The following is a 19,136-nucleotide window of genomic DNA, read 5'->3' as shown; positions in this document are numbered from 1 at the left end:
TATCTCTTGGGGATACTGGTAATGACGTGTGTTTCTAGAGGGGTTTCCTCTAGTTAAGTTTTTGTTCACGGGAGTAATAATTAATGTCACACACCGATAAATAAAAATATATAACCTGACTTAGACATAAGATTTAAGCTTCGTCAGACTCAGGTATTTTGATTATACCACACTTTTAAATTAACGAAAAACTCTGCTCTAGCCCCTCTTATTCAGCCCATTTTAATCGTTCCTGAATTGACATTACCTGCAACTTTTTACTCATTTCATATAAATCTACTTGCGGATAATCCCCCTTAAATAGCGGAATCAAAGACTCAACAACAGCCGCGATTCCCTGCGGCGGAACTGCATTTCCAATCTGCCGTCGCACTTCAGTAGTAGAACCTTCAAAAACAAAATCATCGGGGAATGTTTGCAATCTTGCCCTTTCACGATTTGTCAAAGAACGCGGTTCTAAATAATGATAACCCCAAGTTCCGCCACCTCCACCTGCAATGATTGTCGATGATGGTTTATCTGGATGAATTCGCCGATAAACGTGACTGATCATGCCTTTGACATAGTATGGACTATCCTTTGGAATATCAGAGAAATTGCCTCCCGGTTTAATTCTATTTAAAATTTCAACGGTGCGGGGTTGAATTTTATGATGTTGGTTATTGTCCAGAACTGCTTCCACATTTTTGAGTGCTTCGCCCGCTGTTCGATAGGGATATTCTCGATTTTGACCGTATTTGGGCTGAGGATGCACAAAGTTAAATCCTGTATCCATCCGAATGCCAACTAATAACACTCTTTGCCGAAATTGCGGAACTCCGTAATCAGCAAAGTTGTAGAGTTTAGGTTTAACTAAGTAGCCCGGAGCGATACTTTCAAAGTCAGAAATTATTTGTTTTATTGCTTGATAATTATTTGCACTTAATAAGCCTTTGACATTTTCTGCTACAAAAGCTTTGGGCTTTTTTTTGTTGACAAAATCGAGAAAGTATGTATATAAATTGCCTCTGGTTCCTTCAAGTCCGGGGCGCTTCCAAATTAGGGAGAAATCTTGACAGGGGAACCCTCCTATACATATTTCTGCTTGGGGAACTTGTGCAATGTCTATATTTTCTATGCTGTCGTTGATGATGACATCGGCGATGTTTCTGCTGAATGTTTTGCAGGCGTATTTGTTGGAGTCGATCGCCCAAACTACCTCAAATCCGGCTTGGTGGAATGGCAAATCCATGCCGCCGCAACCAGAAAATAAGGATATGAGTTGCGGTTTTGTTGTCCAGGCGATCGGCTGGAGACGTTCGATTAACATAGGAGTGCAAAGTGACGCAAGGGCGGGCTGGATGCCCGCACCACAAGAGTGCCATCATACCAAAACGCGATCGAATTCGACTCATCAATTGATATTTCACTCTTCATCATCTAACTCGATCCCGGCTTGACGCAGTTTTTCTGCCAATTTTTCAGCGCGGAGTCGTTCGCGATCGGCTCTTTCTTCTGACCAAAGCAACAACTCGCCTTCTGCATCCCACCACCTCAACCAACAGCCTGTCCTTCCTTCCTGAGTTCCTTGCCACATTCCTAAAAACAAGTCTAATCCCGGTATCCAATAACGTCCGTTTTCATCTGGTTTTTGAAAGTTGTAGTGCTCTGATTCTAAAGCGTAAACTTCTAAATGAGCAGTTTTGGCTCGGAATATGACGTATCTGGGTACTTTAATTACTTGCTCGTAAAAATACCACTTTCCCACCCGCGAGGTAAATTCAACGGAGTATTCTTCTCCATAGGTTTCTGAAAGAAATTCCATCACGATTTGGGGGATGGTTCCTTCTGTGTGTGGCGTGTAACTACGGCGGACTTGAGAGACATTTTTTGGATTGACGGGTTTCACGTACATCCAATCTGGCGCTTTGCAGATAATACGCTGTTCGTCGCTGGTTGAACCTGGGAAACTTATGCCGGCACACAGGGCAAAGTTGGAAACAATTAAGGCATCCTGCATTAATTCAGGAAATGCTGTTAGGGGCTGGCGCAAAGCTGCTGCTAACAATGGTTGGCTTTCGTCTTCCACGGGGTCGTCTGGTAGTTGGAAATCTTCTGGTAGTAGCGGCCAGGTGATTGTGAGTTGTGTTTCATAATTTTTAGTTGCTACAGACATAGTTTATCAGAGGTTAAATGTTTTAATGCTTAAATTATATCTCTTGGTTTTTGGGATTAATGTTAATGGCTTAATGACGAGGCAGAGCCTCTGGATCTGCGTTACCGGGCAGGGCCAATTAGTAATGACTTAAGCCGACAGTCCGCCAGGGGTTGAAACCCCTGGCTAATAGCTAAAGTCCTCTTAAGAGGAGTGAGAAGAAGACTGTTAAAATAATTAGTCCTCTTTAGAGGACTTTAGCTTTGAGGCAGGGAATTCATTCCCTGCCGGACTTAATATGCAGCTATGATCTTCTGTTTTAGCTCGTCTGTCATTGCTAGTAGTTCTGATTGTGCGATCGCACTTTGTTCACCACTCGCCAACCACTTCAATTGTACAGTCTCATTTTCAGCTTCCGCATCACCCAAAACCAAACACGCAACTGCACCGCTTCTGTCGGCTCTTTTAAACTGTTTCCCGAAAGCACTGCCGCTCAAATCTATCTCTACGCTAAACCCCGCACTTCGCAATTTTTGAGCTAACAATACCGATTGCTGTTCTGCTTTTTCGCCCCTGGATACCAAATAAAAATCCTGCTTGGGCGCGGGCAAAGGTTGCAACTTTTGCAGCAGGATAATCAACCTTTCGATACCCATTGCCCAACCGACTGCCGCCGTATCTGGGCCGCCCAATTCCTTGACTAAACCGTCATAGCGGCCGCCTCCGCAAACTGTTGCTTGCGCTCCCAAATCGTCGGAGATAATTTCAAATGCGGTGTAGGTATAGTAATCTAAACCGCGCACTAATCTGGGATTTAACTGATAGCTAATTCCTAAATTTGTGAGCATAAGCTGCACTTGCTCGAAGTGATCTCGCGATTCCTCTCCCAAATATTCTAAAATGCTAGGCGCACCAGCTACAATTTCTTGAGTGCGCTGATTTTTACTGTCCAATATCCGCAGCGGATTGCGAGTCAAGCGGTCTTGAGAATCCGCGTCTAATTCGTCTTTGTGCGGTGTAAAATAATCTATCAAAGCTTGCCTGTAATTTTGTCTGTCTTGCTTATTTCCGACAGAATTAATATCGAGGCGCAAATTTTTTAAACCGAGGGTTTGCAGGATGTCGCAGGCGATCGCAATTACCTCGACATCCGCACGAGGATTCGCACTCCCCAAGACTTCCACGCCAATTTGATTGAACTGCCGCTGTCTTCCCTCTTGCGCGCGTTCGTAGCGAAACATCGGCCCAGCATACCACAGACGCTGCACGTCACCAGCCGCGTACAAACTGTTTTGAATAAAAGCTCGGACTACTCCGGCGGTGCCTTCTGGGCGCAAAGTAGTCGATCGATCGCCCTTATCCTTAAAAGTATACATTTCTTTGCCCACAACATCGGTAGCTTCGCCGATGCCGCGTTCAAATAAAGATGTCTGTTCAAAAATTGGCGTCCGAATTTCTCTATAAGCCGCTTTTTTCAAAATTGTTCTAGCGACTTCTTCTATATTTTGCCAGTATTGAATTTCAGCGGGCAAAATATCCCGCGTTCCCGGTAAAGTTTTAATTGCACTCATTTTGTTAGTCATTAGTCATTAGTCATTAGTCATTAGTCATTAGTCATTAGTCATTAGTTGTTAGTAAACAGTCAACAGTCAACAGTCAACAGTCAACAGTCAACACCTAACAATTTCCCCTAATTAATGACTTAATAATTCCCAAACTCCGTAACGATCGCCATAATAAGCCAAAATGCGATCGACCCGCTCGCGACCTGCCAAATCGAACCCTTCAGGATACTGTATCCACAAACCCCCAACTTGGCTGTCGTAGTAATCAAACCGCTGCGACAGCTGCGGAATTAAACCGGTTTGCACCCCTTCAACTTGACGCAAATGGACCGCCACTTCGCGATACACCGCCAGCGGCAATCCAGGGCATTGAATTTGATAGCGGAGTTGTTTTTCTTGTGCCGTTTGCATCATTTCTTTGCCTGTCCCCAACCAGATCCCCTACTTAAGATACTTCTTTATCCATCGGCCGCGGTAAAGGGCAGCAGTTAATATTGTCCAAACATACCTTTCCCCACTGCAAAGCCCAGCGTACAAGCGTAACTCGATTGTCAGCGCGTGTCTTGTTCAAGATATTGCTAATGTGGTTGTCAACTGTACGCTTGCTAATCTCTAACTTTTCGGCTATTTTCTCATTAGTCAGTCCCGCCGCTACTAACTCTACCACTTGCAATTCTCTGTCCGACAGGGTGACAGGGGTACCAGAGACGATCCCGCTCATAAATTTTTCCTATGTCTGCATATTTACCTATCTACAATTCTAGAGGATTAGGGATGAAGTATGAAGAGAAAATTAAATTTGCTGTGCTACTATTTCGGGCCCGAAGCACCAACTCGCTTGCAGAATCGCAAAAAGTGCAAACTCAGCGCCGACACAGCATGACCCGCAACGACTTGCACTGCTGGCACCGTTCCGGTGGCGCGTGAGCCCCCCTTTACCTGCGCGCATCAGACATCCGGGCCAAACCCGCAGATGTTTTCAGGTAAAACAACTAATACGCCCGCACTGCACTTGTGCGTTGAAGGAGTAACTGCCAGTATCAGTAAGTCTGATATTATAGGAGCAGCCATTAAAAAATAGCTTGCAATTTTTCTGGGATGGGTTAAAAATAATTATTGAGCTGTCTACTGCTGCTCTAAAATCTCAAATCTCCAATCTAAAATAGATATGACTTATCCTCGCGTTCTGTGTCTGGGTGAAATTTTATTTGATTGTTTAGCAGACCAATCAGGAGTATCTCTCGAAGAGGTAGAATCTTGGACTGCATATCCCGGCGGTGCTCCTGCTAATGTTGCCTGTGCTTTGGCTAAATTGGGGACGGCGGCGGGATTTATCGGCGCTGTAGGTGGGGATGAATTGGGGAATTCCCTAGTGCAGGTATTGCAAGAAGTAGGGGTTGATACCGCTGGAGTGCAGCACCATCTGAGTGCGCCGACGCGGCAAGTTTATGTTTTGCGGAATCAAGCGGGCGATCGAAATTTTGCCGGTTTTGGCAAATTTGATACTGCGGATTTTGCCGACACCCGCCTCCTCGCTGCACAACTACCCGAAGTGCTGTTTGAAAATGCCGAATATTTAGTGCTAGGCACTTTAGAATTAGCTTATCCTGAAAGTCGAGAGGCGATCGCAAGAGCGATCGAACTAGCAGAACGTTACGACGTTAAAATTATACTTGATATCAATTGGCGTCCCGTGTTTTGGCCAAATCCAGACGAAGCAAAAGCGCATATTAGAAAACTCTTAAAAAAAGTTGATTTTGTCAAGTTATCTGAGGAAGAAGCAGAATGGTTGTTTGCAACTACCGACGCTGGAGCTATTACCTACCGCCTCGATTCTGTAGAAGGCGTTTTGGTGACTGCGGGCGAGAAAGGTTGCGCTTATTGTATCTCGGAAAATGAAGGAAAAATCCCCGGCTTTACAGTAGATGTTGAGGATACAACAGGTGCCGGTGACGGATTTGTCGCTGGTTTTGTGCAACAGTTGTGCAAGCACGGAATTAAGAATTTAGCAGATTCAGAAATAGCAAAACAAATTGTTACCTTTGCGAGCGCGGTGGGTGCGATGACAGCGATGAAGCCTGGAGCAATTGCAGCTCAACCAACCGCCGCTGAAGTAGAAGCTTTCTTGTATTTGTACAAAAAACATCCCGCCAAACATTAATAGGTTCGATCCTTCGGACTTTAGTCTTTCTTTAGGCGGACTAAAATCCTCACTACGAACCTGTTTTTTGTAGGAAATTAACTGCAAACTAGATAATTTTCAATCTGGCGCACCATTACCTCTAGCGGCTGCGAAGCATCTATAATAATTGCAGTTTCGGGTTCTTCGAGAGTAGCGCACTGACTTGACAGCAAGTCTGCTTTCATGTAATGATTGTCGCGAGTTTTTAACCTGGCTGTTAATAGCTGAAAAGAAGCTTTGAGATAAACTATTTTCATTTGCTGCTGGTCTCGGCAGAGCATTTCGCGGTAAGATGCTTTTAAGGCAGAACAAGCCAACACAACATTTTTATTTTCTAATAACCAGGTGTCTATTTGACTTTGCAGTTGCAAAAGCCACGGAATGCGATCGGCATCTTCTAAAGGAATGCCCAAACTCATTTTTTCGATGTTGGCTGGCGAGTGAAAATCGTCGGCATCGCTGAAATCCCAATTGAGAGATTGCGCCAGCAACTTGCCAACAGTAGTTTTTCCCGAACCGGAAACTCCCATCACGATCGCAATCATGGCGCCTATTTACCAAATATTTGTAATTTGATCGAGTTGTGCGATCGACAAACCGAGTTTCTTAAATTTTCTCATAAATCCTACAACGCATAAAAAGTTCAAGAAACCCAGTCTGTTTCTAATTCTAGATCAAATTTCTTCCCTCGTGTTTTTAATTAAATTATAAGCCAAAACCCCGATAATTCCACCAATCACCGGGAACACAATAAACGCCCACAACTGTTGAATTGCCCATCCGCCTTGAAAAAGTGCCACACCGATACTTCTAGCCGGGTTGACTGAAGTATTGGTTACGGGAATTCCGACTAAGTGAATCAACACCAGCACCAAGCCGATGGGAATTCCGCCCAAACCCACGGGATAATGGGGATCGGTAGTACCCATGATGGTAAATAACAGAAAAGCCGTCAGTACAATTTCCGTCAAAGCTGCTGCTAAAAGCCCGTAACCTGTGGGAGAATGTTCTCCAAAACCGTTGGAAGCAAATCCCGAAGCGGCCGCATCAAAACCTGGTTTTCCTGATGCTATCACATACAAAACAAGACCGCCTAAAATTCCGCCTACAATCTGACCTCCTATATAATAAGGAAGCAAAACAGCATCGATCAGTTTGGCAACTACTAAACCGATGCTTACCGCTGGATTGATGTGGCATCCAGAGATAGGCCCGATCGTATAAACCATGATTAAGAGAGACAGGCCAAAGGCGATAGAAACTCCCAAAAATCCGATTTTGTCTCCAGCTAAAACCGCACTGCCACATCCACCTAATACCAACACAAAAGTACCAAAAGCTTCAGCAACCCCAATCTTTATTTTTTTGTTCATACTCACACTTTCGGAAGTTTTAGATAGGTCAATTTCGCACCCAGACCAATTCTAGCTCTAAAAATTAGAGTTCCAATTTCTTTCATGCAGCGCGCAACAATCCTAATACAAAGCATTAGCAATGTATAGCTCTAATTTTTAGAAATTGTATGGAATTAACTGAGAATGCGGAATTGGGAATCGATAAATTAGCTCAAACATACTCCATTCGGGGAAAAATGTCAACATTTAGTTAATTATTTTTATAAATTGTGCAATTTTCTGTATTCAATTCAGAATAATTAACTTGGGTTCTTCCGTAACTTTGTGATGATAATTTTACTTATTGTTGCTGATTATCTCATCGCACTTTCAGCTAAAACATCACTGCTAAACGGCTGGTATCTCCAACCTTGGAAGGGGCGAAAGTCTGTCGGACAATCGGCGGTCATTTTGCACAGCAAGCGGAACTGTAGCGGCGTTGGGGGTTGGTTGAGGCGATCGACTTCTACGCGAACCAATTCTTGATGCTGCGAGATAATTTGAAAAATATCCCCGCAAAGATAGCGCGGACAATAGCCTACAATCCAGCGATCTTCAGTACACAGAAGCAAAGCAGAGGAATCGTGCGGATTGTGAAATTCGTGGGCTAAATACAAAAGTTCGCCCGCTTGAAGCCCATTAATCCGTTCAATTGCCGGCTTGGGAAGGTGTCGCAGTCCATGTGCAAAAAAATGGATGCGGTAACGTCCATTTTCATCCGGTTCGGGACAGGGGAATACCTCAAAATTATCAGTTACCCGTTTCCCTCCGCTGCGGGCCAATAAAGCAATTGGGTCATCTTCGTGTTGAGGGATATTCAACCACTGTACAAATTCAGGGTAGTCAGGGCGCGATCGCGGCATCACTCGATTGGAAAACAAGGGAAACAGTTTTTGTGAAGTGTAAACCTTATTGAAATCAGGGAAAGATGGCAAGGGTTCAAACCTGCACTTATGTTGAGCTTCTAGAACACCATTTGTATAATTGAACTGGTATTCTTTACCGTTAAATGTCAATTTTGCGATCGAAAACCAAGAACTGCTGCCCGGGTCTTGCCAAGCCAAAAATAGTGTTTTCAAAGCAAATCTCCTGTCAATTCAAGTAGCCTTTCTCTGTTAAATTTAAGTAGTTGTTGAGAAAAGTCAATCGTAATTTGTGAAATGCGATCGCGCGGTATCCGGTTAAAAATGGCTAGAGGATCATTAGCTGAAATCCTGGTAAGGCAATTAAGCCAAACTTGGGCTGCTTGGGGATAGTCTAGCGCTGCGGAGCGGAATGCCTCAAAAGTCTTGAGAGGCTTTGGTCTATTATCGCTAGCATATAACTGAGAAAAGCATCTTTTAGCATAAGCTTGGACAGAATAGCCAGTATCTTTTGTAATTAGTCTATTTTGCCGTTGTTCATCAGATATCCGCACTGCCAAACTAGAGGCATGGTCGTGAGTTGGTGCTAGATATCTGGCGATATTTAAAGTAGGAGCGCTTTCGGGTTTATCTAATACACCCCAATTCTCTGAGTGACGGTCTGTATTGCCAATCCAGGCATCTAATAGCAAATATCCGATAAAAGTTTCTACTGCTGTTTCTATCCCGACTGGCGGAACCCAATCGAGGGGCAAATTAACAGAATTGCCTGCGATCGCATTCAACACAATATTAACTCTGTGCGGTGCGCTCGCAGACAAAACTTGATTTCCAGGAATGAAACTGCCACCATCGGGCAAAAATGATGGTGAGACAGTTCCGCGTTGACTTCTCCAAGTTGCCAGTTCATATTGAGCATGGGGCAGTCCGAGCAATTTGCACAACTCGGCTGCAATTTTTTCCGCCCAATCTTCACCTGTATTCGGTCGAGACTGTTTGTACAAGCAACGCCCTAAATTTGGATGGTCAAACCAAAACTTGTACTTAGTTCCCATAGTCTCGGTTTCAGATAGCTCATAGGCTGCTTCTGGAACTACAATAATAGGGAACTCTTCAGCCATTGTGTCAACCTTAAAGAATGCTAAAAGCAACTATCTAACGCAGGAATTCGCGCGGATCGGTGACATACCCAGTCAGGGCAGACGCGGCCGCCGTGTAAGGCGAAGCCAGATAAACTTGCGCTTCTTTGTTCCCCATCCGGCCGGGGAAATTGCGGTTAGTTGTAGACACGCAAATTTCCGGTTCGTTCATCCGCCCGAAAGTATCTTTCGGGCCACCCAAACAAGCGGCGCAAGAAGGGGCTGCGGGTTCGATGCAGCCGGCAGCTAAGAAGATTTCCGAAAGCGTTTGACCCTCGTATTTTGTGACAAACAAATCTTCGTAAACTTTCTGAGTGGCCGGTACTAAATACGTCGGAACTTTGACTTGATTTCCTTTGAGAATGCGGGCTGCATTCAAAAAGTCGGAGGTTTTGCCACCGGTGCAGGAACCGATGTAAACTCGATCGATCTTGACATCGCGGCAGTTGCGGGCCAATTCGCGGTTGTCGGGGGAGTGCGGTTTGGCGACGACTGGTTCTAATTTGCTGACATCGTAGGTGCGATCGCTATAAAAACTAGCATCAGCATCAGTGTAAAATGCCTCAAAGGGCACATTAGTCCGGGGATTAACGTAATCAAAGGTGGTTTTGTCCGCAGCCACCGTGCCGTTTTTGCCGCCAGCTTCAATCACCATATTGCACAGAGTCATCCGTTCTTCCATCGTCAAACGTTCGACTGTATCGCCGGCAAATTCCATTGTCCGGTAGTTAGCACCGGCGACGCTGATATCGCCAATAATTTGTAAAATCAAATCTTTTGCTAACAAATAATCGGGCAATTCGCCGTTGAGTACAAAGCGCATAGTTGCCGGCACTTTGATTAACAGTTTGCCGGTTCCCATAATAAATGCCGCGTCCGTATTGCCGATACCCGTGGCAAATTGTCCGAAAGCGCCGGCATTGCAGGTGTGGGAATCTGTGCCGAAGAGCACTTCGCCGGGCCGCGTGTGGCCTTCTTGGGCTAGGGCGATGTGGCAAACTCCTTTGTAGTCGGGATTTGCTTTGAAGTCCGATCGATCCGTGATGTCGTAAAAGTATTTTATCCCTTGTTCTGCGGCAAAATCGCGGAGAATATCGACGTTGCGGTTAGCGCGTTCGTCGTTGGTGAAAATGTAGTGGTCGGGAATTAAGACGATTTTGTCTGGATTCCAGACTTTAGCATTTTCGCCGAATTCGCGTTTGAAAACGCCGATGGTGCCCGGCCCGCAGACATCGTGGGTCATCAACACGTCTGTTTCTACCCAAATGTTTTCTCCGGGCTCGACTTTAGTGCGGCCTGATGCTTTGGCTAAGATTTTTTCGGTCAGGGTCATTCCCATAGTTCGATCGCTCTTTTAATTTAGATGCTACATAACTGTATTGTACGAAACATCGCCTGATACTGACAGCTAATTTATTAAGCAAACATTAAAATAACAATCAATTTCCCTATTTTTCACCAACTATAGCGGTAGTTATATTTTTTTTTAAGCCATAATAAATTCGTGCAAAAGCAGCAATATACTGTCTCTGCAAATTTCCATAAATCAGTAATTTATCAATACAAAAATACCAGTGTTCCTCCATAATATCAATTCCGGTTGCACTCATATAGCAATCCTAAATCATTCATGCAGATATGTAGGGGCGGTGCCCCCGTGCCCGCCTCCGAGAGATTGGGCAACCACGGGGGGATTGCCCCTACAAGAACTATGCAAATGATTTAGGATCGCTATACATGATGTTAATTGTTAACTGTTAACTGTTGACTGTTAACTGTTAACTGTTGACTGTTAACTGTTGACTGTTAACTGTTAAGATCATTCCTATGCAACCGGATACGATATAACTCGGAGACGGTGGCTGATTAGAATTCTCGTTTTGTGCTGTAAACCAGCAGTCGATCCAGCACTTCAGTTTTCGTTAGCGGTTAGTAAATCCATTTTTGCTAAGCCCAAATAGCGCACACCTTCCGGCGTCACATCAAACCGACAAGGCAAAACTTCCACACCTTCAGCCACAGCCTGTCTGAACAATTGTCCGTAAAGGCGATCGGCACTATCTCCGGGAGCAAAATCCGTACAATCTCCCCGATTAATAAAATACAGCATTACAGCCCTCGAACCCTGCCGCACCACATCGATCAACTCTCTCAAATGTTTCTGTCCCCGCTCCGTCACTGTATCAGGAAATAAAGCTAATGTATCTTTGACCCAAGTTGTATTTTTCACTTCCAGAAAAATCTGTTTTTCTCCACCAGTCAGCCAAAAATCAACACGACTTTTTTTATCGATACCGTAAACAACCTCCGGCTGAATTAAACTGTAATTGCCCAACTCAGGAAACAATCGCAACTCCAAAGCTAATTTAATCGCTCGATTTGGCAGCCCAGTATTAACTCCCACCCAAACAGGTACAGTATCGCAAACCTTAATTAATTCCCAAGTATAAGCCAACTTGCGTTTGGGATTGTCGCTGGCAGATACTAGGACAGGATTACCCGGAATCAAAACACCAGTCATCGGGCCAGTATTCGGACAGTGCGCGGTGATAATTTCTCCCGAATCTAATTCAATTTCGGCAAAAAAACGCTTGTACCGCTTGATTAAAGTGCCTGGTAATAAAGGCGGATATTTGTAAATTAAGTTAGTCATTAGTCATTAGTCATTGGTCATTGGTCATTGGTCATTAGTCATTAGTCATTGGTCATATAAAATCCGGTAACAGCGGAATAATTCAGATATATATTCTCTCCCTCTGCGTACTCTGTGTTCTCTGTGGTTAAATCATTCCGATGCTACCGAAAACGATATCATCGACCATTAAACCTGCTACAACAAATGAAACTTATCTTGAATTGCATCTGCGTTAATCTGTGTTTATTTGCCTCGCATCTGCGGCTGCATTGTCAATCAAAATTTCCGGCAATAAATCTCTGCACAAACTAACCTTGCTGAGGTTTCATCAACTGTTTCATCTGCGCTTTAAAAGCTGCCACAAGTTCGGGACTGGCTTGCGTTTGCTGCCAAGAAGGGCGGGAATTTAAGCGATCCGACCAAGCCTGCAATTTGGGGTAATTGTCCAAAGACACGCCTAGTTCGGGCAGCCAAGGCACGGAAACACCCGCCACAACATCTGCGAGGGTAATCGCGCTGCTGTTGCCAAAAAAAGGTCGATCGCCCAACAAATCCTCAAAAAACCTCAGTACCGCCGCCACTTGCTGCCCAGCTTTTTCCAGCTTTTCCGGCTCTCCTGCGCCGCCGAAAGTCTGGCGTACCAAAGGACTCATTGCGGGTGACAATTCGTTGACTGTGACCATTTGTACCATGCGGGCGATCGCCAAATCCTTAGCATCCGGCGGCAACAGTGCGGGCGCGGGATACTTAGCTTCCAGATAATCAAGAATTGCCAGAGTTTCTATTAAATGAAAATCGCCATCAGCTAAAACAGGGACGTGGTGAAAAGGGCTAATTGCTAAAAACTCTGGTTGAAATTGATCGCCGTTTAATTTGAGCGGCACTAATTCAAATTCAATTTCTTTTTCCAGCAAAGCAATCCAGACGCGGCGAGAGTTAGTAGAGAGGGGATTGTGATAAAGTTTCAGCACAGTCATGCAATTTTAGATTTGAGATTTTAGATTGAAATATCATAGCATAAAAGATTTGTAGTAAAGACTTTAATCCTGCATTTTTTGTTTCATATCCTTTGCAGCTAAAGTATAACCTCCATCAGCACCGTCTATAAAATGTACTTGGCGGCCGTTGCGTTCAAACACCAAACAAGTCATCAACGCTCTGTCAGCAACGTGCAAACCGTAAACCAGCTTGCCTTCTCGGTAATTCTTTTCCAAGTACACCGTCAATTTTTTTCGCTGCCACCCATTGCCCGAAATTACCATTCGCAACATATCATCAAATTTTCGGTAATCCGTAGCTGCGATCGCAATATCTTTATAAACTCCCCAATCTAACTCTTCTGTCTTAACTTTCAAATTCATTAGCAGCGAACCAAGCGCCGTCTCTAACTGTATTTTTGATAAATCTATCTGGCGGTCTAGCCAACTAGCATTGCTCGCCCTAACTTGAATTTCTTTAATTAGCTTTTTGCTATTCAATGTCAAATTAAGATTTTTACCATTAATAGGATTTAAACAATCTTCCTTGCCGTAAATGTATTCAATTTTTTCTAAAATATTTCTATAAAATAGATGACTTTGCCGATCGAAATCCGATCGCACCATTACCAGCAGCGTTACTATTTCCCCGTACTTGCTGGGAATATCCTGCCACCGGCACTCCAATCCTGAAAAATCGGCTGTTTCTGAAACGCCCTGATTTTTAATACTGTAAATATTACCAGCAGCAGGGTCTTTAATAAGTTCAGTCGCACGGGTTAAGCCGCCCCCGATAAAAACAGCTTGGCTGTAATTTTCGGAAACTTTAAACTTAGCTATTTTAACCGGGTAATTAGCTGCTACCACAACTTTAACCGGCACAGCCCCAACTCGCAAATCCATGTCAAATTCAGTCTTAGCCATTTGTTGAGTGGCAAGCAAAGCAATCTTAGCAGCGGGTAAAAGCGATGGCCCCATTAACAGAGAAGCGCCGTCGCCACCAAAGATAAAGGGAATTTCTATTTTGCCTGCTACATTCAAAACAGCAGCGATCGAACAAGCTCCCAATAAGTTAACTTCTTTGTATTTTCCAGCTTCAATCGCTTTGGTAGAACCGCGAATATCTGTGACAACAATGTACCAATCATCAGGTACGTCAACAAAATTACCCAGATCGGTAATCTTGAGAAAATTGTCCAGTAAAGGTAATGCGGAATAGAAATTTTCTGAATTCATGTTATGATTTTCCAGATTTGCTATTAAACTTAGTGAAGCCTTTTATCACTAGCATTTGTAACTATTTGTGTCTGAACCGCAGAAGCCCTCTCGTTCCCTAGCAGGGATTGCCGGCATTGTCGCAGTCGCCACTCTGATTAGTAAAGTCTTCGGGTTGGTGCGCCAAATTGCGATCGCCGCAGCCTTTGGAGTCGGTGTCGCCGTCGATGCCTACAACTACGCCTACGTCATACCCGGTTTCTTATTTATTTTACTCGGAGGCATCAACGGGCCTTTTCACAGCGCCATAGTCAGCGTTTTAGCCCGCCGCGACAAAAAAGAAGCTGCACCCTTAGTCGAGACTATCACCACCTTAGTCGGCGGCATACTTTTGTTAGTAACAGTCGCTTTAATTATTTTCGCCGATCCGCTGATAGATTTGGTAGCACCGGGATTAAATAGAACAGCAGAAGGCTTAGCAATCAAAGCAATTGCTGTCCAACAATTTCGGATCATGGCACCGATGGCATTACTTTCAGGCTTAATCGGTATTGGTTTCGGCACTCTCAACGCCGCCGATATGTACTGGTTGCCTTCGATTAGTCCTTTATTTTCTAGTGTTGCACTTGTCGGCGGTTTGGCGATTCTCGCCCTGCAACTCGGAGAAAAAATTACTCAGCCTGGGTACGCACTAATGGGCGGTTTAGTGTTAGCTTGGGGAACTTTAGCGGGAGCAGTTTTGCAGTGGTTGGTGCAACTGGTGGCGCAGTCGCGCGCGGGCTTGGGAAAATTGCGTTTGCGGTTCAATTTTAAACGTCCCGGAGTACAAGAAGTAGTTAAGGTGATGGTTCCTGCTACTTTATCATCGGGAATGCTGCAAATTAATGTCTATACTGACCTATTTTTTGCATCCTACATCCCTCAAGCTGCATCTGCGATGGGTTACAGCGGCTTGTTGGTTATGACTCCTTTAGGCATCATTTCTAATGTAATTTTAGTACCATTTTTGCCAATCTTTTCTCGCCTTGCCGAACCCAAAGACTGGCCGGAATTAAAAGATCGAATTCGTCAATCTTTAATTTTGACCGGCGTTACGATGCTGCCCCTAAGCGCTTTAATGGTAACACTTGCCGGCCCGATCGTCCGTGTTGTTTACGAACGCTATGCTTTCGATCGGTCAGCATCGCAGTTTGTGACGCCGATATTGATGGCTTACAGTATTGGAATGTTTGTGTATTTGGGACGCGACGTTTTGGTACGGGTATTTTACGCTTTGGGAGACGGGGAAACCCCTTTTCGCATCAGTATTATCAATATCTTTTTAAACGGTCTTTTGGATTATTTGTTGGTAGGAGCTTTTGGCGCGCCCGGATTAGTTTTGGCGACGGTGGGAGTGAATCTTGTTTCGATGATTATGCTTTTGTACTTTTTAGATAAAAAGCTGGGTGGTCTGCCTTGGGGGGAGTGGAGTTTGCCTTTTCTGGGGTTAACTTCTGGCAGTTGTCTAACTGCTTTCGTCACCTTGGCTACTCTGCAAGGCTGTCAAAGAGTTTTGGGTACTGAAGGTGTGGTAATTCAATTAGTGCAGTTGAGTGTGGCAAGTTTTGTAGGGTTAGCAGTTTTTGCGGTGTTTGTCAGTCAGATGAAGTTGCCGGAAGTTGATATGTTTGTCGATCGCATTCGGGGACGTTTTCGCAAATAAATATCAGAAATTTGCGGCCGATTCCAGGAATTTGAGACAAAGTGCGATCGGCCTTACACCCAAATCAACAATTATCCGCGTCCATCCGCGTCCATCCGCCCGCATCAGCGGTTAAAAATTCCCCAATAATTAACAACGGCGATGTCTAGATTGTAAAGATATCGTCAACCTTAATGCTGTCTGGCAAAACAGCCAATAAAATTCTTACAAAAAAAATACGCCCTCATACCCACAGCCTCTGAGGGAGGTCTAAATTATGTCCACATGGAAAAGATCCGACTTTTCCGACTTTAAGATCCGACTTTTCCGACTTTACAGAGGCAGGGGCCCGAAGCAATGATAGAGACAGGGAAAGTAAACCCACGATGTCTAGATTGTAAAGATATCGTAAACCAGCAGAGTTGTGTTGCGGAGTATAAATAAAAATATGCTATAAAAGATATGTCTTTAGTATGATACATTTGGATTGCATCTATGTTATTTACATTCATTCCTACGCGAAGCCAGTGAGATCCCACTTCATATCAGGACTACCACGCTCAGGGTCTACTTTGCTGGCTGCACTACTACGACAAAATCCCCGGTTTCACGCTGCTATGACTAGCCCAGTGGGGGGATTAGTGGAGAGAATGCTGGAAGCCATGAGCGAAGACAACGAGTTTTCCGCGTTCATTTCCCCCGAACAAAAACGGGCGCTGATTATGAGCATCTTTTCGGCTTATTACCACCCGCAAGCCGACAAAGAAATTATCTTCGACACCAATCGCCTGTGGTGCAGCAAATTACCATTAGTTCAGGAACTATTTCCCGAAGCAAAAGTCATCTGCTGCGTCAGAAACATCGCCTGGATTATGGACAGCATCGAGATACTGATTCGGCGCAACGCCTTTGATATTTCCCGGTTATTTAACAATCCAGCGGAACGGGCGACAGTCTACAGCCGCACCGAAGCATTAAGTCAGGGTTCCCGTTTAGTTGGTTATGCTTACAACGCTCTCAAAGAAGCATTCTACAGCGAACAAAGTGCATCTATTCTACTGGTAGATTACGAGCTGTTAACTATAAACCCCGCTAAAATAATGTCGCTAATTTATCAATTTTTGGGCGAAGAACTTTTCGAGCATGATTTCGAGAATGTTCAATATCACGAACCAGAATTCGATAAGAGACTACAAACAAAAGGATTGCATCAAGTGCGTGCCAAAGTCGAGTTTAAACCGAGAAAAACAATTTTACCCCCCGATTTGTTCGAGCGATTTGATAGCTTATCTTTTTGGACAGATGCCACAAACAGCCGCGCCAGCGCCATTGTCGCGAAGCCACATTCCGGCAGGGGTTGAAACCCCTGCCTCAAAGCGCAAGTCCTCTCAAAGAGGACTGAAAAACTCATTAGTCCTCTTTTAGAGGACTTTAGCTATGAGACAGGGAATTCATTCCCTGGCGGACTGGCGGGCGAGCGAGAAAACTGGCGGGCTGACAGCTTAAGTTGACACCAATGGGCACGGCGTCATGTCCCGACTGTGGGTAATATCAATTCCAATGCCACCGGACTTAAATATAAACCATAAATCTCAAGGATTTCAACAACCATGAACTTACCAACCACCAACCAACAAATCATTTTCGTAGATCCTTCTGTACAGAACTATCAAAGCCTGATTCAAAACATCGATGCCGCTCAAATTTTCATTTTAAATGAAAATTTGAGCGGCATCGAGCAAATTACCAATGCCTTGGCTAATCAAAAAGATATTGAAGCAGTGCATATCCTTTCACACGGCAGCGAAGGCAGTCTAAAACTTGGTTCAGATGTACTGAATGGGAATGATATAGAAAATTTCAACACTCAGCTAAAACAGTGGGGAAATGGCCTCACAGAAAACGGCGACATCCTATTATATGGATGCGATGCAGCTGCCGGAGAAACTGGCAATAATTTTGTCAAGCGATTGAGCGAACTCACCGGAGCAGATGTCGCAGCCTCTAACGACTTAACAGGAAATGCCGTTAAAGGCGGCGACTGGGATTTAGAAATAGTAACGGGCCAGATTGAATCCGCCGTGCCGTTTAATCGGCAGGCGATGGAAGATTATGACTATACCCTGGCTAACTTTGATGTCACAGTCGCAACCGATGATGGCACCGGCACTGTAGCAGGCACATTGAGCAAAGCAATTTTAGATGCGAATGCCGCAGGTGGCGATGACACTATTACTATCCAAACAAATGTCCGATTTACAGGAACTCCTAATGTTCCCATTAACAGCAATATTGCCTTTATTGGTGGCGGTTTCATCGTAAGCGGGGATATCAATAACAACAGCATCAATGATGCGGGTGATGTTCGTCCCTTCTTTGTCAATTCGGGAATCGTCAGTTTCTCCAACATGACTATCACTAACGGACGAGCCCAAGGCGGAAATGGTGGTCGAAGTAGTGGTAGTGGGGGGGGTGCTGCTGCCGGGATGGGTGGCGGTTTGTTTGTTTATAACGGCACGGTTGCACTTAATAATATTGCGTTTAATGGCAATCAAGCAATTGGCGGCGGCGGCGGCGGTTACATCAGCGGTTTTGATGGCGGCGGCGGCGGCGGCGGCGGCTTTGGCGGCAACGGTTTTGACGGCACCAACCCCGGTGGAGCCGGTGGCAACGGTGGCTTGACCGGTGGCTTGGGCGGCGTCGGCGGCATCTTTGGCGGCGGCGCCGCCGGCAACGGTGACGTGGGCAGCGGCGGCGGTGGCACCGCCTCTGGCGCTGGCTTGGCGGGCGGCAGAGGCGGTTTTGGTGGCGGCGGCGGCGGCTGGGGCAACACCAGTTTTGGTTTAGGTGGCTATGGCGGCGGCGGCGGCGGCAGTAACAGCACCAACGGCGGCAACTTTGGCGGCGGCGGCAGCGGTTACCGCTACGGCGGCAGCGGTGCTGGTTTAGGTGGTGCCATCTTCATCCGCCAAGGGGCTTTAACGCTTAATAACACCGCTTTTACGAACAACACAGCCACAGGCGGCACAGGCGCGAGCCCCGGTCAAGGCAAAGGTGGGGCAATTTTCGCCATGCAGTCCCTCACCAACGCTAACGGCAACAACCAGGGAATGCCAACTGCGCTACCTATTGTCACCTCATTTGGATTAGGAGCAACTTTCACCAGCAACACCGCAGCCAACCAAGCTGGCACTCCCGCTGCCACCACCTCTGCCAACGGTGTCGGCAATAACCAAGACAATAACGATGTTTACGGTACGATTTTAGGCAACCCCGTCAACCTCTCAGTCAGCAGTAACGCAGGCACAGAAGCAGGAACAACCGCCATCACCGTCACCGCTACCGCAGAGA

General features: G+C 45.3%; 19 protein-coding genes. 5 read left to right on the top strand and 14 right to left on the bottom strand.

The features are described from left to right. Window positions 1-208: 208 nt before the first annotated feature. The 5 genes from QUA58_RS05665 to QUA58_RS05645 form a co-directional block, all read right to left on the bottom strand. Complete coding sequence (locus QUA58_RS05665; protein WP_333393289.1) at window positions 209-1,309, bottom strand: DNA cytosine methyltransferase; 1,101 nt, start codon at window positions 1,307-1,309, stop codon at window positions 209-211. 96 nt (window positions 1,310-1,405) lie between these two features. Continuing rightward, window positions 1,406-2,155, bottom strand: coding sequence for a Uma2 family endonuclease (locus QUA58_RS05660; protein ID WP_333249393.1), 750 nt, complete (start codon window positions 2,153-2,155; stop codon window positions 1,406-1,408). Between the two features lie 272 nt (window positions 2,156-2,427). Continuing rightward, window positions 2,428-3,705 (bottom strand): histidine--tRNA ligase, encoded by a 1,278-nt coding sequence (hisS, locus tag QUA58_RS05655; RefSeq protein WP_333393334.1) that lies wholly within the window; start codon window positions 3,703-3,705, stop codon window positions 2,428-2,430. Between the two features lie 123 nt (window positions 3,706-3,828). Then, entirely contained in the window at window positions 3,829-4,110 is a 282-nt protein-coding gene (locus QUA58_RS05650) for a hypothetical protein (RefSeq protein ID WP_333249598.1), read from the bottom strand. Window positions 4,111-4,144: 34 nt separating this feature from the next. Continuing rightward, entirely contained in the window at window positions 4,145-4,420 is a 276-nt protein-coding gene (locus tag QUA58_RS05645) for a photosynthetic electron transport-dependent transcriptional regulator PedR (protein ID WP_333249391.1), read from the bottom strand. Window positions 4,421-4,431: 11 nt separating this feature from the next. Between QUA58_RS05645 and QUA58_RS05640 the strand changes: the two genes are divergently transcribed. Both QUA58_RS05640 and QUA58_RS05635 read left to right on the top strand, forming a co-directional pair. Beyond that, on the top strand, window positions 4,432-4,626 hold the full coding sequence (locus tag QUA58_RS05640; protein WP_333393288.1) for a hypothetical protein: 195 nt from the start codon (window positions 4,432-4,434) through the stop codon (window positions 4,624-4,626). Window positions 4,627-4,867: 241 nt separating this feature from the next. After that, window positions 4,868-5,860, top strand: coding sequence for a carbohydrate kinase (locus QUA58_RS05635; protein WP_333249387.1), 993 nt, complete (start codon window positions 4,868-4,870; stop codon window positions 5,858-5,860). Between the two features lie 77 nt (window positions 5,861-5,937). Here the strand turns inward: QUA58_RS05635 and QUA58_RS05630 are convergent, their stop codons facing one another. The 9 genes from QUA58_RS05630 to QUA58_RS05590 all read right to left on the bottom strand — a co-directional run bounded on the left by QUA58_RS05630 (window position 5,938) and on the right by QUA58_RS05590 (window position 14,125). After that, complete coding sequence (locus QUA58_RS05630; protein WP_333393287.1) at window positions 5,938-6,426, bottom strand: gluconokinase; 489 nt, start codon at window positions 6,424-6,426, stop codon at window positions 5,938-5,940. A gap of 129 nt (window positions 6,427-6,555) precedes the next feature. Continuing rightward, window positions 6,556-7,254 carry an aquaporin Z gene (aqpZ, locus tag QUA58_RS05625; protein WP_333393286.1) on the bottom strand — a complete coding sequence of 233 codons (699 nt, stop codon included), beginning with the start codon at window positions 7,252-7,254 and terminating at the stop codon, window positions 6,556-6,558. A 335-nt stretch (window positions 7,255-7,589) separates the two neighbouring features. Then, window positions 7,590-8,354 carry an HIRAN domain-containing protein gene (locus QUA58_RS05620; protein WP_333393285.1) on the bottom strand — a complete coding sequence of 255 codons (765 nt, stop codon included), beginning with the start codon at window positions 8,352-8,354 and terminating at the stop codon, window positions 7,590-7,592. Next, window positions 8,351-9,259 (bottom strand): hypothetical protein, encoded by a 909-nt coding sequence (locus QUA58_RS05615; protein ID WP_333393284.1) that lies wholly within the window; start codon window positions 9,257-9,259, stop codon window positions 8,351-8,353. Before QUA58_RS05615 ends, QUA58_RS05620 begins: the two co-directional genes overlap by 4 nt. A gap of 34 nt (window positions 9,260-9,293) precedes the next feature. Beyond that, window positions 9,294-10,616: a 3-isopropylmalate dehydratase large subunit gene (locus QUA58_RS05610; RefSeq protein ID WP_333393283.1), complete on the bottom strand. Its 1,323-nt coding sequence runs from the start codon at window positions 10,614-10,616 to the stop codon at window positions 9,294-9,296. Between the two features lie 109 nt (window positions 10,617-10,725). Continuing rightward, a complete protein-coding gene (locus QUA58_RS05605; RefSeq protein WP_333393282.1) occupies window positions 10,726-10,887 on the bottom strand; it encodes a hypothetical protein in 162 nt (53 codons plus the stop codon). Window positions 10,888-11,189: 302 nt separating this feature from the next. Further along, window positions 11,190-11,930, bottom strand: coding sequence for a DNA/RNA nuclease SfsA (sfsA, locus tag QUA58_RS05600; protein ID WP_333393281.1), 741 nt, complete (start codon window positions 11,928-11,930; stop codon window positions 11,190-11,192). Window positions 11,931-12,220: 290 nt separating this feature from the next. Next, window positions 12,221-12,889 carry a glutathione S-transferase family protein gene (locus QUA58_RS05595; RefSeq protein ID WP_333393280.1) on the bottom strand — a complete coding sequence of 223 codons (669 nt, stop codon included), beginning with the start codon at window positions 12,887-12,889 and terminating at the stop codon, window positions 12,221-12,223. A gap of 63 nt (window positions 12,890-12,952) precedes the next feature. Beyond that, window positions 12,953-14,125 carry a DUF3095 domain-containing protein gene (locus QUA58_RS05590; RefSeq protein ID WP_333393279.1) on the bottom strand — a complete coding sequence of 391 codons (1,173 nt, stop codon included), beginning with the start codon at window positions 14,123-14,125 and terminating at the stop codon, window positions 12,953-12,955. Window positions 14,126-14,192: 67 nt separating this feature from the next. Here QUA58_RS05590 and murJ point away from each other — a divergent pair, with 67 nt between their 5' ends. The 3 genes from murJ to QUA58_RS05575 form a co-directional block, all read left to right on the top strand. Then, window positions 14,193-15,806 carry a murein biosynthesis integral membrane protein MurJ gene (gene murJ / locus QUA58_RS05585; RefSeq protein ID WP_333249372.1) on the top strand — a complete coding sequence of 538 codons (1,614 nt, stop codon included), beginning with the start codon at window positions 14,193-14,195 and terminating at the stop codon, window positions 15,804-15,806. A gap of 452 nt (window positions 15,807-16,258) precedes the next feature. Further along, the gene (locus QUA58_RS05580) at window positions 16,259-17,146 is read left to right on the top strand and encodes a sulfotransferase (protein ID WP_333249371.1); all 888 of its coding nucleotides are present in this window, start codon (window positions 16,259-16,261) and stop codon (window positions 17,144-17,146) included. Window positions 17,147-17,395: 249 nt separating this feature from the next. Next, a partial coding sequence (locus tag QUA58_RS05575) for a DUF4347 domain-containing protein (RefSeq protein ID WP_333276434.1) occupies window positions 17,396-19,136 on the top strand: 1,741 nt, incomplete at its 3' end.

This window comes from Microcoleus sp. N9_A1 (assembly GCF_036701795.1).
Classification (GTDB): Bacteria; Cyanobacteriota; Cyanobacteriia; order Cyanobacteriales; family Microcoleaceae; genus Microcoleus.
Note: the sequence above shows the minus strand (reverse complement) of the source record. Positions and strands in the feature narration are given on the sequence as shown.